The organism is Dictyobacter formicarum (assembly GCF_016587435.1).
Genome location: NZ_BNJJ01000027.1, coordinates 54952 through 68463 on the forward strand (window position 1 = coordinate 54952; position 13512 = coordinate 68463).

A 13512-nucleotide genomic window follows, 5' to 3' on the forward strand; every position below is an offset into this window, starting at 1 on the left:
GGTAGCTACCTTTCTTTCTTCTGCCGCAACTTCTCACTTCCGTTTTTCCCTGCGTTCTTCTTCTCCTGTAGGCGGCCCCATGTATATTCGTTCGACATCTGCACGCTGATATGATCCGAAAGGAGAAAGCGATGTCACCACGTTTTACTCTCGGCGTCGAAGAAGAGTTTCAATTGGTCGAAAAAAATACAGGACAGCTGGTGTCTCACGTCCATACAGTTCTAGATAAAGGTATACCGGTCTTTGGTGAACTCATTAAGGCGGAGATGCTGCAATCTATGGTGGAAATTATTACGGGAGTCTGTAATGATATTCATGCCTTGCGTCAGGATCTATTTACGCGCCAGCAAAAGTTAGCACAGATCCTTGAAGGGGAAGGCCTGGCTATGATTAACGCAGGGACCCATCCCAGTGGACATTGGCGCGATCAACAGCGAACTATTAATCCCCGCTACGAGGAGCTGGAAGAGGAATTTCAAGATGTGGGTCGCTCGATTTTGATCTGTGGCTTGCATGTTCATGTTGGTATTGATACACATGAGCTGGCGGTTCCGTTGATGAATCAATTGCGCGTCTGGATCCCCCATCTGCTTGCTCTCTCGTCTAATTCACCTTTCTGGGTGGACCGTTATACAGGCTTAAAATCTTATCGCTCCATTGTGTGGCGGCGTTTCCCTCGCTCTGGCATTCCTAACATCTTTTCTTCTACCATGGAGTTTGATTGCTATGTGTCTGATTTGATGCGTAATGGTTGTATTGATAATGCCAAGAAGATCTGGTGGGATATTCGTCCCCATCCGTTCTTTGATACGATCGAATTTCGCATTTGCGATATGCCCGGTACATTTGAGGATACGATAGCGATCGCGGCCCTCTGCCAGGCGCTGGTCTGTAAATTGACCCAACTCTATGAACATAATATGCAGATCATGGCGCTACCTAATAACTATATCGAAGAAAATAAATGGAAGGCCGCACGCTATGGATTGGATGCCGTAATCGTTGATTTCCCTCAGAATCGTCGCCTGACTATGCGCGAGTCATTGTATGAAACGCTGGATTTTGTGGAGGATGTGGTGGATCAATTGGGCATTCGACGCGAAATCAATTATTTACGTACCCTCCTGGACGATCCTTATGGGACGGGGGCCGATCGCCAGATTGCTGTTTATAATGAGACGCAGAGCATTCAGGCGGTCACGAAGTATTTGATACAGCGTTCGCTGCAGCATATCTCACCTGGCTCTATCGTGAGTACATCGCAATAACATAATCTTTTCTGGCTGGCGCCCTCCTCTCAGTTGCCAGAATAAAATAACATAATAGTATGCATACATATGTCATACAATGGTGAGAAGGCCGCAGCGTCGCGGTCTTCCAGGTTTTTTTCTTAACATGAGGGTATGCTTGTCTCTTTAAGCCTGATCATCAGCCATCAGATTATTGCCTGCGGTTACCACCCCATTCTAGTTGAAACTGGCGCTCCTTACACCTTTTATTTAGTATAAAAATTGTAAAAAAATGTCGTCTCCAGACTAATGCATCTGTCCGCTGTTCCTATGCTTTTTAGCTCCAATGGAGCAAAAAAAATAATCTTATGCATCGCAAAGAATGTGCGATGCATAAGATTATTGGTGCGGACGCGGCTGCGCCCGTCCGCAAAATTAGTAGTGTATAACACCCTCGAGAATAGCATCGATACGCTGCAAGTCGCTATCGCTCAGCTTAATGTCTACTGCTTTGATATTCTCTTCGACCTGCGCCGGGCGCGATGCCCCGATGATGGTTGAGCTGACATTCTTCTGGCGCAAAATCCAGGCCAGCGCTAACTGGCTAACCTTATAGCCTCCTTCTTCGGCCAGTTTCTGCAATTCCTGAACGGCCGTCAAGGTCTTGTCATTAAGCATATCTCCCATGAAACCGTTGATCTCGCTGTTGCCGGCACGAGTATCCGCACCTGGTTGCTGGCCAGGTTTGTATTTACCCGTCAGAACACCCTGCGCTAATGGTGAGAAGACTACTTGCCCAATACCTTCACGCTCACACAGAGGTATTATCTCGCGCTCAATGTAGCGATTTAACATGTTGTAGATTGGCTGATTCGAGACGATTTTGTCCAGGTTCAGCTCACGAGCAGTGTAGACCGCATCAGCAATATTGGTCGTCGACCATTCGGAGACGCCCACGTAAAGAATTTTGCCCTGGGTGACCAAGTCGTCTAGTGCACGCAGGACTTCGTCGATCGGAGTCTCTGGATCATAGCGATGGCATTGATATAGATCAATATAATCAGTACCTAGCCGCTTCAAGCTGGCGTTACATTGCTCGATAATATGCTTGCGCGAAAGCCCTCGATCGTTGGGGCCTTCACCCATGGGGAAAAATACCTTGGTTGCCAGGACATATGAATCACGACTGTATTCGCTCAGAGCACGTCCGACAACTTTCTCAGCTTCGCCGCGATTATAAGCATTAGCTGTATCAAAGAAGTTGACGCCGCTTTCATAAGCACGGTGGATACAATCGATCGCTGTCTGTTCTTCGGTTGAATTGCCGTAAGTTAACCAGCTTCCAAGAGAAACGGCGCTGACTTTTACGCCAGCACGTCCTAAATGACGATATTCCATGGTAAATGTCCTTCTAGTACCATCGCCCTGGCAGGCGATCTCTATCTCCATCATGTGATGGAGATGCTTTACTTGGTCTTGAACGTAATATCTTTTACATTATACAATAGTGCAGAGTGTTTAGTTGCGCTTGCAAACTTTATAAGATAGTGCAAAAGATATACGTTGAACGCGTGTTTAAATAATCTGCATTTCGTGCCTTTGGTGCTCAAAAATTATGATGTGGTGGTAGAAAATGTGTGCTCGGCGCACATTTTCTACCACCACATCATACCACATCATGGAAAAGAGTGCGGGCGCGCATGAGGCCGCCCGCACGGGGCGCTTTGATCCCTATGATTATGGGAATCTACCATGCTCTGACGCGTGTTGAAGAAATAAAGTTGCTTGCAGCCTGGAGCTGCTGTCAGGCCCGAGCCAGTTCACGTATTCCTTCATAACGCTCTGGATAGCGTAGTTTGCGCAGGGCCTTCACTTCAATCTGGCGAATACGCTCTCGCGTCAGTCGGAAGATGGTGCCAACCTCGTCCAGGGAGAGTGAGTGTCCTTCTTTGAGGCCATAGCGCATTTCAATAATGGTGCGCTCACGCGGACTGAGTACGGTTAGCGCTTGCTCGATCTGCGCTTGAAGTAGCTGGTTGGCGCTCTGGTCGACGGGGATAGCAATATTGGTGTTCTCGATAGCATCAGCCAGGTGATACTCTTCATCGTCTGCCATAGGAGCATCAAGGGAGATTGGCTGCTCAGAGGCGTTGAGGAGCTCTACGATACGCTCGCGCGGTAGGCCCATTTCGGCAGCAATATGCTCTGGTAGGGGCTCGATACCTTGCTCTTGATACATACGACGGGCAATGCGCTTGATTTTATAAATAAGTTCGACCACATGCACTGGAATATGAATGCTACGCGAGTGTTCCGCGATGGCCCGACTGATGGCCTGGCGTATCCACCAGGTTGCATAGGTACTGAAGCGAAAGCCACGTCGATAATCAAATTTTTGTGTTGCTCGCATCAACCCGATATTGCCTTCCTGGATCAGGTCTAACAATGGTAAGCCTTGATTTGAATAGCGCTTGGCGATACTTACGACCAGGCGCAGGTTGGCTTCAATCAGATGCTGACGGGCCTGTAAATCACCACGGGCCACCCGTTCAGCTATCTGCAATTCTTGCTCAGAAGTCAGCAAAGGATACATGCCTATTTCTTTTAAATATTGCTTTACGGCATCATCCACCGCCATACGCTGATCTTCTTCTATATCAGGTAGCTCTTCTTCGCAATCATCGAAAAAATCTTTTTCGTCTTCAAGTGGAACTTCATCAAAAACGACTTCCTTGGTCCGGCGTTTCTTTTCTACTTTTTCAGAAACGAGCGCCTCAGTATTTCTTGTTGCATTGACTGTTCTTGCCACCATACCACCTAACTCCTTCTTCTCATGCATCGTAGTGCATGCGCACAATTCCAAGAAAATCCTATGCCGGCTGCTTTCAGCCTTTCTCATTGAATGTCTGTCATCCAATGTTTTTTGTAGATTGCTCTCTTGCTATTACTATTTGCAAGATCCATGCCAAATGCCTTTAGCGTAGCGCAATTATACAAATCATATAGATACTCATTATTTTTTTCGCTAAAAAACAGATCTCCAACTTTGCTTATAAGCTTGATAAGCACAGAAAAATAGATTTTGAAGTGATGGGGGTTCAATCAAAAAATCGAAAGGTGTATCGGTAAAAGCTGAAGATATTTCGATTACTGCGGAAATTCACTCACTATAGTGGAATGAGAAATCTATGAGGGAATCATCCATGCAGCCGGGACAGGCTAACTTCTGGATGGGTATATTAAATATAAATGAATGCATGTACCATGGGCAACTTATTGACTACAATCCTCGCGCCTGGTTAGGATTTGTGGATGTACCTGCGGCAGGCACATCCACAAACGGACAGTGCTTTGATGATGCAAATCGCACAGGATACAGTACATTAGATAAAAGCCAGTACGGTAACCACCAATCCATAAATACAAAGAGGGATACCAATATAAAAGTTCTGCAAATAGGCCTCTGTCTTATCTGAAAGATGCTGAATCATCAATATGCCTTCCGAGGCCAGCAGTATCAGAAAACTTAATACCGAGGCTACCAGAATCCATACCGCGCGCCATCCGCTCCGTATACGCGCCTGCTTATAATAGATCAGCAATAAAATCAGCGCAATGACTCCAATTATGACGACGCCTATCAGTATAACCGCATCGGCGTCAGAGGGGAGATCCTCTGAAAAAGTGCCAAATAAACCCAAAGCTACCCAGAACAGACCCCATAAATAAAATAGACTGCTGACGACAGAGCCGGCTGCGCTACGCTCTCTGGTAGGCTGAGGGGTGAAGGGCATTGCCCCTGCAAAGTTGCTGCCATATGGATTGTTATCGGGCGACGAATAACTATAAGGTCCATTAGCTTGATAGTTTTCTGGAGCCAGCGAAGTAACGTAATTGATGCTCTGTGGCGGTGAGTAGCCGGAGAGAGGCGGCGGCGGTGGCGAAACTTGAGCCTCATTGTCGATGGTGGTATACATTGACTGTGAGGGAACAGTATAGTCCATGGTAGTGTATATATGATTTAGCGGGGCGCCACATTTCTCGCAGTACATACTCTCCTGAGCGTTTTCATGCTGGCAGGTCTTACAACGCTTCATGCATTTCTCCTCTGAATCCTTTTTCTTTGCTTATTTATGATAACCTGCGATGATTTCTTTATATGGAAAAATAATGTGTCACTACTTGTCATTCTTTTTAGCTTAAAAATAAGGGAGCAGCTTCGATGCTATTCATTGAGGCCGCTATGCTTCAGAAGTAATCGCAGGTCAAATCCATATTCCTGATATATTCTATATTAAAGCATTATTTTTGGAAAACTCCATTAGCGTCCTTGATGATTGGCCTTGCTGAGAAGTTGATGCTAGAACAGACCAGATCATATAGCTTTGTGCCAAAAATACAAAATCTCTAACGGTACATACTAAATAATGATGAGAGTATGGGAGCCTCTAGCAGGCCCTAATCATAATTTACATTATCCATATGTCTACATTGCTGCTTCACAATAATGGTTATTATGTGTGCTCCCTTAAATGTATACAATCAGGAATATTGTCTACTTGTACAATGAAACCAGGGCTCACCATCGTTCGCGATGACTATAGTAATACTTTCCAGGTCTGTATTGCCTACTTTTGCATATTTCACACCACTATATCAAGGAGGTTGCACCACATATGTCCGATCAGATGCTGGCAGAGGCGTACCAACTCGGTAAACACCATAAGTTGGATCAATTTGTGGTTACACTGAAAGTAAACTACAAACTTTCGGATCTTTTCTATGCCTTCTATTTAATCGCGGCAATTCCAACTATCATCATTCTGCTCATCTTTGGCTTCTTTTTTTCCACCAACATTGCTATGAGCAGTACCGCTTACTATGCACTGGTCAGTACTGTTTCTCTCCTGTATCTATCGATCCTGTTGGTTTGCTGGTTGCGCAAATATAAGCCGTTGCTGCTACCTTTACGCAAAGATCTGCATGTACATATTTATACTGCAGGTTTTATCTGCGTTATGAAGAGCCAGGCTGAGGTGGTGCGCTGGGAACAGATGAAGAGGGTGAGCTATAAACGAGCCACCATTTTTAGAAGCAATGACACGGCCTCTGTAGTTAAAATTTGGCGTCAGGATGGGAAGAAATTTGTCTTTAATGCTATGATGAAGCATATCGATATTCTGGGGCAACTGGCTGAACGTGAGTACCAGAAGCGGAACCAGCAAGCACAAGCTACGATCAAGAAGAAAAATATCAGCCTCTTTTTAAATGATGAGCAAATGCTATTCTAGCTTGCCCGCTCTTGTTGACGCCTGGGAAGCCAGCAGGCTTCCCGAGTGAAGTCTTTTGCAGAGCGAGAGTGTTGCTGCACAGGAAGGTCCGTGTCATAATGAAGTATATGCCTACTTTGTCAGAAATATGAAGGAGATTATAGCTATGGCTGACGGACGTAGCACACTTAGGCGCCTTAATTTTTCCAGTGTGATTCCCAGCAATATTTTACAGACCATTGCTATCGATGTGGTTTTTCCTTACATGGCATACCAGCTATTTATGGCTCGACTGGCCGCACCGCTCGCATTGTTGCTGGTGGCCCTGCTTCCTCTCGGTCATGTGTTATGGCAATACAATCAGCAGCGCCGCCTGGACCTGATCGGCCTGGTAGCATTGTACATCCTGTTCTGGATAACGCTTGGCGCACTGGTGCCAGATGCTTCGCCTTTGCTCTTGACTGTCCTCCACTATGTGCTGCCAATTGGTATTCTAGGCATCGTAACTTTGCTTACACGCTGGCTGCGTAGGCCACTGCTCTTCTACGTTGATCGCTACTGTCATGCCCATACCCCGGATCATATGGCAGACTATATAGATTACTGGCAGGAAAGCGCAAGCTATCGTCAGATGATTCTCCGCATGAATACGGGCTGGGGCCTTGGCCAGTTGCTCTTCTCTTTCTTTGTGCTGCTGCTTTTCTTTCTGATCCCCGTCGCTTTCTCTGCCTCTATTATTCTGGTGACGACCTGCCTCTTCTATATTGTGCTTACCATGTGGAGCGTACAACAAGAAAGTAAACAGGCCGCCGAGTGGGATAAGATGAATAGCGAACAAGATCCTCCAGCCATTGGTTCTTAAAGCCCCTACGATGAAACAACAGTCACTTAAGTGACCCATGATATGAAGTTCCACTCATCAATAGCAAAGAGAGCCTGGCTTCTCTATGCGCATCAGCGTTAAAACCAGGCTCAATTATAGCCTCGATAGCATATATACAATTATTACAACTTTTCAATATTTAAAGAGTTAAGAATAATTAAACAGGAAAATCATAGATTTTCCTGATACCACATGCTATACTCTCAGTGGGGTTGGGGAAGAAGCAATTGCCACTTGTCACTACTTGTTCAAACCATCGTCTCCATTGCTCTTCGCTCATCCCGTTTTTTCAGTCTATATCGTACATTTGGATGAGCACAGTCGCCTGGAAAACCAGCGTTGCCCTTACGAGTTGCTTCATTCAAATGGCTCGGTAGGGGCGGCGTTTCCGATTGCTTTTTTTAGCATTACTATAGCAGCAATGGATTTGAGTGCGGGGGAATGTGGTAGAGGGCACTACTGGTCATCAACATATACGGAACGATGACACTTCCTCGTTCTCTAACAACGAGCACGTAAAGCAATCTGACTCAGATGGAGTGTCTGGTTGCCTACTCTGGAAGTTGGGTGGGGATCGCGAGTGGAATGGTGCGGCAGCCAGCATGGGTGAGGTGAAGGGATGCAGGGAGTATCCAGGAGTTTTGATTGCTGGACGTGACTTTCCCTGGCAAGGAAAGTTTGAAGTTTGGCTACAGGTGGGGGTTGTTGGGTTGTGTAGGAGTAGCCAGTAACACCGTCCCGTTATTATGGTCAGGCACACCGGATGTATCTTCGGTGTGCCTGATACTATTTCATGTGGTGGAACAATTTCTCTTCCAGTTCTTGCCAGGCGATCTTCTCAGCTTGAAGCCGGGTCAGGGTACGGTTTTCCCGGGCGGCCAGTACAATCTGTTGCGTCACATGTGATTGAAAAGTAATGAGCACTGGTAATTGTTGCTCGCGTAATGGCATTACTCCCAGGGAAATATCAGATAGTAGGTAAAATTCATTCTTATCAAAAGCCAGGCACATCAGTTCAACGTATTTTTGGATTAAAGATAAATGGGCGTGTGAAAAAAAATCCACCTGCGTACTGGCTATGTATATCGCGCCAACGGTTTGATTAGCCAGCAGGATAGGCGAGGCCGCCGCGCTCCTCACATCATCAATCTGATCATATGGAAAAATGCGCTGAATCTCATCCTGTGTCTGCAATGCAGTTAGATGTCCGGAAGAAACGGCATAGCCCACCAGCGACTCGGCGCCAAAGAATTGCGGATGGTATTCAACATAAGTACTCCACGGAGCGGTACCATTGCCAGACATCATACGCAAACTACGCACCTTCTGCCCTTTAGCTGGAGGTACACATTGCGCTACATAAACTAGCATTCCATTCAGATCAGGATCAAGGTGCTTCAGGATTTGCTGTAAAATCAGGCTGCTGACAGTCGCAGAACGCATGTGTTGCGAAACACCAACATATGTACTCATGACCTGCTCATAAAAAGCGGTTGGGATCAGGGCATTCTGTTCCTCCTGGAGTGAAATCTCCTGGCTGAGAAAAGGAAATTCCATTGTGAGTAACAGCAATAGTTGTTTTCGATGCTGCGGTAGTGCATTCAGAAGCAAGCGCAGGTTTTGTGGACGAGGATTGGTCTCACCATTAATCCAGCGTTTTAAAGTCATAGCGTTAATATTCAAGCTATCAAGGATTTTTTGCTGCTCCAAGGGGTCACTGGCTATATTTCTAAGTAGTTCACGCCACGTCATTTCCATGTTTTTACCACCAACAAATAGAAGGTTTTCACACCCTATTAATTTTTAAATATGCTATTATATTAGATAATATCACACTTTCTATGCTAGTGTGTGTCAGGATTCTTTTCTCACCATTCCATTAATTGCCCGCTCAAATAATATGACTGGCAATTTACTTTAATACTTTCGGGCAACTTGATTGCTCTTTCGTTTCTCTTGCTAACTACAGGAATCATCTATATACTACTTTATTCTCCCTGTTGCGTTCATTATCTCTATAAAGACGCTCTACTACTCTTGCCCGGGTAGCTATACCTTGCTAACAGACATAGTAGCGCTTGTAAATAGGCAATGTTGGCGGATCCGCCTATTAGTTGACTTAGTTGGTCAATTTAGTCATGATAAAGTCTTGACAGACTGCCTTGCTATAGATTATGCTCTTAATAACATAGAAATATGATCGCAGTGCCCAGAAGAGGCTATTATTGACAATTCCTGCTATTTATATATTGTTGGGTAATTGATGCGTGACAAGAATCCGTCGTCCGCTCATGTGGATGAGAGTACATATACAGATACATCAGTAGTGCAAAAGAGGCGCGTCTGGTAGTGAACCGACACCATGGTAGATAATTTCCCGGTTCACGCTTGTGTCTCCTCTGTTCGTGCTTGTGTCTAACGGAAACGGTCAGGATGGTAACGATTGGAGGTACCATTCTGACCGCTTCTTTTGTCTCCATGCCTGGATGAGACTGGAATATACGAGCTGTTTTGTGGTGCGCCTATTTCAGGCTTGCCAGCTCAGTATGCCGGGCTTGCAGTTTGCTAACGCGCTCTTCCTGCCCCGCTAGCTTTTCACGCTCTTTCTCTACTACCTCGGGTTTGGCCCGGGTGACAAAGTTTTGGTTGGAAAGCTTGCCTTGCAGGCGCGCAACTTCTTGCCTGGCCTGAGCTATCTCTTTATCCAGCCGCTCTAGCTCTTTGTCAATATCGAGCAAGCCTGCCAGTGGCAGGTAGATCTCCACTGCGCCTGCGAGCAGGCTCATGGCTTGTTCAGGTTTCTGAGTGAGCTGCGCATGCAGTTGTGGCCGCTCGGTGGTGGCCAGGAACTCGATCAGCTGAGACTGGGCGGTGAACATTTCTTCGTCGTTGCCAACCGCCATGATGACGGGGATGCGACGAGATTGCTCAACGTTCATCTGGTTGCGCGCGTCACGAATCAAGGTGACAACGTGCTGGATCAGGCTGAATTGCCGTTCGGCCTCTTCATCCACCAGGGCCTCGTTATATTGTGGCCAGGGTGCGACGATCAGCGCGGGAGATGGCCAGGCAGTTTTGTCAGGCTCGCTGAAGTGATACAGGTATTGCCAGACCTCTTCGGTCACAAAGGGCATGAAGGGGTGCAGGAGGCGCAAACTTTGATCCAGTACGGCGCGTAAGATTGCAGCGGTACTCTGCTTTGCCTGCTCGTCTCCTTGCATCTGCACTTTGGCGCTCTCTACATACCAGTCACAATAATCTGACCAGAAGAATTCGTGAATCTGGCGGCCCGCTTCGCCAAACTGGAACTCATCAATCAGTCGTGTAACGGACCTGGTTAGTCGCTCGAAGCGGTTGAGAATCCAGCGATCAGCCAGGGTCTGTGGCTGCAAGGCATCAATGGTGGGTATGCCGCCACTGATTTCGGCCGTCTTCATTAGCACAAAGCGTGAGGCGTTCCAGATCTTGTTGGCGAAGTTGCGGTTTCCTATGATGCGCTCGTCTATTAGCTTCATGTCGTTGCCTGGCGTACTACTGGTCGCCAGGGTGAAACGCAGGGCGTCGGTACCATACTTGTCCATGACTTCCAATGGATCAATGACGTTGGCCTTGGACTTACTCATCTTTTCGCCTTTGGCGTCACGTACCAGACCGTGCAGGTAAATGGTTGAGAATGGCGCGTTGCCCATGAAATGGATGCCCGACATGACCATGCGAGCGACCCAGAAGAAGATAATATCGTAGCCTGTCTCCATAACTGAGTTTGGATAGTAGCGCTGCAAGTCAGCTGTATTGTCAGGCCAGCCCAGCGTGCTAAATGGCCATAGCCAGGAGCTAAACCAGGTGTCCAATACGTCCTCTTCCTGCCGCAGTTGGGTGCTCTCACAATGTGAGCAGACGGTTGCGTCTTCACGGCTGATCGTCATTTCTCCGCAGGCATCACAATACCAGACGGGGATGCGATGTCCCCACCAGAGCTGACGCGAGATACACCAGTCGTGAATGTTTTCTAGCCAATCAAAGTAGGTTTTGTTGAAGCGCTCGGGTATGATCTTGATCTGGCCATACTTGACAGCGTTGAGCGCCGGTGTGGCCAGTGGTGCCATTTTGACAAACCACTGCTTTGAAATTAGAGGCTCGACCACCGTATCACTGCGCTGGCAGCGTCCCAGAGGTACGACGTAGTCTTCAACTTTGACTACCAGACCCATGTTCTCTAGATCGGCTACCAGATTTTTGCGCGCCTCATAGCGGTCCTGGCCGACATAAGGTCCAGCTTCGCTGGTCATTTTGGCGTCAAAACCAATGACCTGGACGCGTGGTAGATTATGGCGTGCGCCGATTTCAAAGTCGACTGGATCATGAGCAGGCGTGACTTTGACAGCACCGGTACCAAATCCAGCCTCGACAGCCTCGTCCCCTACAATTGGAATCTCACGATTGACGACCGGGACAATCGCGATACGGCCTATCAGGTTTTTGTAGCGCGGATCGTTGGGATTCACGGCAATGCCAGTATCGCCCAGAATTGTCTCTGGACGCGTGGTAGCTACGCTGATATATTCGGTCTCGCCGCCAACCTGTCCATCCAGTGGTTTCAAGGGATAACGCACGTAGGTCAGTTTACCTGGGGTGTTGACATGGTTGACTTCCAGGTCCGAAAGCGCGCTCATGCAGACAGGGCACCAGTTGATGATACGCTCGCCACGATAAATCAGCCCCTCTTCATAGAGACGTACGAACACTTCGCGTACGGCTTTAGAGAGACCTTCGTCCAATGTGAAGCGCTCACGCGACCAGTCACAGGAGGCGCCCAGCCGGCGATGCTGGTCCTGGATGCGGCTCTTATATTGGTGCACCCATTGCCAGACACGCTCCAGAAAAGCTTCGCGACCAATTTTATGGCGATCAGTTCCTTCTTTTATCAGCAAGCGTTCAACGACGGTCTGGGTTGCGATGCCAGCATGGTCCTCGCCAGGTACCCAGAGGGTCTCGTCACCCTGCATGCGATGATAACGGATCATAATATCTTCAAGCGTCGCGGTGATCGCATGCCCCAGGTGTAGCGCACCTGTCACATTGGGTGGTGGCATGGTAATCACAAACGGTTTGCGTGCAGGGTTAGGACGGGGCTTAAAGTAGCCACCTTCTTCCCAAAAGCGATACCACCTGGCTTCAACTGCCTGGGGCTCATATGCCTTGGGCAATGCTGCAACATCAGTGATCGGCGTTGTCTCTACTGTCTTTTCCTGCTCGATCATATCCACCTCTCATAACACATAAAAAAAGCCCTTCCCGTCAAGGACGAGAAAGGACGTAACTCGTGGTACCACCTTGTTTCGATCAACTGGCCTGCACACATATGTGGCGCTTTTCAAGTTGATCCTCAGCAGTGCTGTATCGGGCACCCCCGTGGAAATTATGTAATACATTGGTTTCCAGGCTCACAGGCGACCTTCGTTGCGCTCATTCCGAGGAAGACTTTCAGCCTCTAGATCTTCCCTCTCTAACGGGAGTCGCTCCTACTCCTCCTGATCATAGCCAGTATACATTCTTGTTTACATCAGTCTATCGAGTTAGAGCACAAATGTCAAGCCCATGCGCAGCTTTTCAATTTTTAACTACATGCTTATCGTGTTTCTCTGGCAATTGAGGAAAGGAGACTATCTTCAAACGTCATTTTGCTATAGAGAAATTTGACCATCACATAGCAACCTACTGCCAGACCAATGGTGGCCCCACCTATTAATAATGGCAAGAGTGGCAAGGGCTTTTGACCTATCAGCGATCCTATATACAGGGCCGTCATCAGTGGAATGCTAGCCAGCAAAAATGATCCGAGAAAGGCCAGTAAAGCGTAAACTATATAATCCAGTAATATCAGCCATGCATTGTAGCTGCAAGCCTCAGCAGGCCTTTTTTCGGCCAGCAATCGCAGTTTGTGTATACGCAGCCCGCAAAAAATAATGGCCGACAAAATAGAGATCATTAAAATAGCTCCACCAGTAAAATAAAGCAGCTGTTGTGTCAGGAAACTTGCATCTGCAAAAACGTCCATGTCGCTCGTTATCCTTTGCAATGTCGGTTCAGAGCTTGCCCTCGATTTCCTCCACATAAGCATATCATACTT

At 47.3% G+C, this 13512-nt stretch carries 9 protein-coding genes; 3 read left to right on the plus strand and 6 right to left on the minus strand.

Annotated features, from left to right (window positions below):
- Window positions 1-131: 131 nt before the first annotated feature.
- Window positions 132-1268, plus strand: coding sequence for a carboxylate-amine ligase (locus JMI88_RS33160; RefSeq protein ID WP_236023173.1), 1137 nt, complete (start codon window positions 132-134; stop codon window positions 1266-1268).
- A gap of 396 nt (window positions 1269-1664) precedes the next feature.
- Here JMI88_RS33160 and JMI88_RS33165 read toward each other — a convergent pair whose 3' ends face one another.
- From JMI88_RS33165 to JMI88_RS33175, 3 genes are all read right to left on the minus strand, one after another.
- Window positions 1665-2627 carry an aldo/keto reductase family protein gene (locus JMI88_RS33165; RefSeq protein WP_201366316.1) on the minus strand — a complete coding sequence of 321 codons (963 nt, stop codon included), beginning with the start codon at window positions 2625-2627 and terminating at the stop codon, window positions 1665-1667.
- A 406-nt stretch (window positions 2628-3033) separates the two neighbouring features.
- The gene (locus tag JMI88_RS33170; protein ID WP_201366317.1) at window positions 3034-4041 is read right to left on the minus strand and encodes a sigma-70 family RNA polymerase sigma factor; all 1008 of its coding nucleotides are present in this window, start codon (window positions 4039-4041) and stop codon (window positions 3034-3036) included.
- A gap of 571 nt (window positions 4042-4612) precedes the next feature.
- Window positions 4613-5326: a zinc ribbon domain-containing protein gene (locus JMI88_RS33175; protein WP_201366318.1), complete on the minus strand. Its 714-nt coding sequence runs from the start codon at window positions 5324-5326 to the stop codon at window positions 4613-4615.
- 579 nt (window positions 5327-5905) lie between these two features.
- Between JMI88_RS33175 and JMI88_RS33180 the strand changes: the two genes are divergently transcribed.
- Both JMI88_RS33180 and JMI88_RS33185 read left to right on the plus strand, forming a co-directional pair.
- Complete coding sequence (locus tag JMI88_RS33180; protein WP_201366319.1) at window positions 5906-6520, plus strand: DUF6585 family protein; 615 nt, start codon at window positions 5906-5908, stop codon at window positions 6518-6520.
- 145 nt (window positions 6521-6665) lie between these two features.
- The gene (locus JMI88_RS33185; protein ID WP_201366320.1) at window positions 6666-7361 is read left to right on the plus strand and encodes a VC0807 family protein; all 696 of its coding nucleotides are present in this window, start codon (window positions 6666-6668) and stop codon (window positions 7359-7361) included.
- Between the two features lie 807 nt (window positions 7362-8168).
- Here JMI88_RS33185 and JMI88_RS33190 read toward each other — a convergent pair.
- From JMI88_RS33190 to JMI88_RS33200, 3 genes are all read right to left on the minus strand, one after another.
- Complete coding sequence (locus JMI88_RS33190) at window positions 8169-9140, minus strand: GAF domain-containing protein (protein WP_201366321.1); 972 nt, start codon at window positions 9138-9140, stop codon at window positions 8169-8171.
- A 764-nt stretch (window positions 9141-9904) separates the two neighbouring features.
- Window positions 9905-12643, minus strand: a complete 2739-nt coding sequence (locus JMI88_RS33195; RefSeq protein ID WP_201366322.1) for a valine--tRNA ligase — start codon at window positions 12641-12643, stop codon at window positions 9905-9907.
- Between the two features lie 368 nt (window positions 12644-13011).
- Complete coding sequence (locus JMI88_RS33200) at window positions 13012-13440, minus strand: hypothetical protein (RefSeq protein ID WP_201366323.1); 429 nt, start codon at window positions 13438-13440, stop codon at window positions 13012-13014.
- Window positions 13441-13512 lie beyond the last annotated feature (72 nt).

Excerpts from the sequence above, each read along its gene's own strand:
- JMI88_RS33190 (WP_201366321.1), bottom strand. The coding sequence starts at position 9,140 with ATGGAAATGACGTGGCGTGAACTACTTAGAAATATAGCCAGTGACCCC.
- JMI88_RS33200 (WP_201366323.1), bottom strand. The coding sequence starts at position 13,440 with ATGGACGTTTTTGCAGATGCAAGTTTCCTGACACAACAGCTGCTTTAT.
- JMI88_RS33175 (WP_201366318.1), bottom strand. The coding sequence starts at position 5,326 with ATGAAGCGTTGTAAGACCTGCCAGCATGAAAACGCTCAGGAGAGTATG.
- JMI88_RS33185 (WP_201366320.1), top strand. The coding sequence starts at position 6,666 with ATGGCTGACGGACGTAGCACACTTAGGCGCCTTAATTTTTCCAGTGTG.
- JMI88_RS33195 (WP_201366322.1), bottom strand. The coding sequence starts at position 12,643 with ATGATCGAGCAGGAAAAGACAGTAGAGACAACGCCGATCACTGATGTT.
- JMI88_RS33180 (WP_201366319.1), top strand. The coding sequence starts at position 5,906 with ATGTCCGATCAGATGCTGGCAGAGGCGTACCAACTCGGTAAACACCAT.
- JMI88_RS33165 (WP_201366316.1), bottom strand. The coding sequence starts at position 2,627 with ATGGAATATCGTCATTTAGGACGTGCTGGCGTAAAAGTCAGCGCCGTT.
- JMI88_RS33170 (WP_201366317.1), bottom strand. The coding sequence starts at position 4,041 with ATGGTGGCAAGAACAGTCAATGCAACAAGAAATACTGAGGCGCTCGTT.
- JMI88_RS33160 (WP_236023173.1), top strand. The coding sequence starts at position 132 with ATGTCACCACGTTTTACTCTCGGCGTCGAAGAAGAGTTTCAATTGGTC.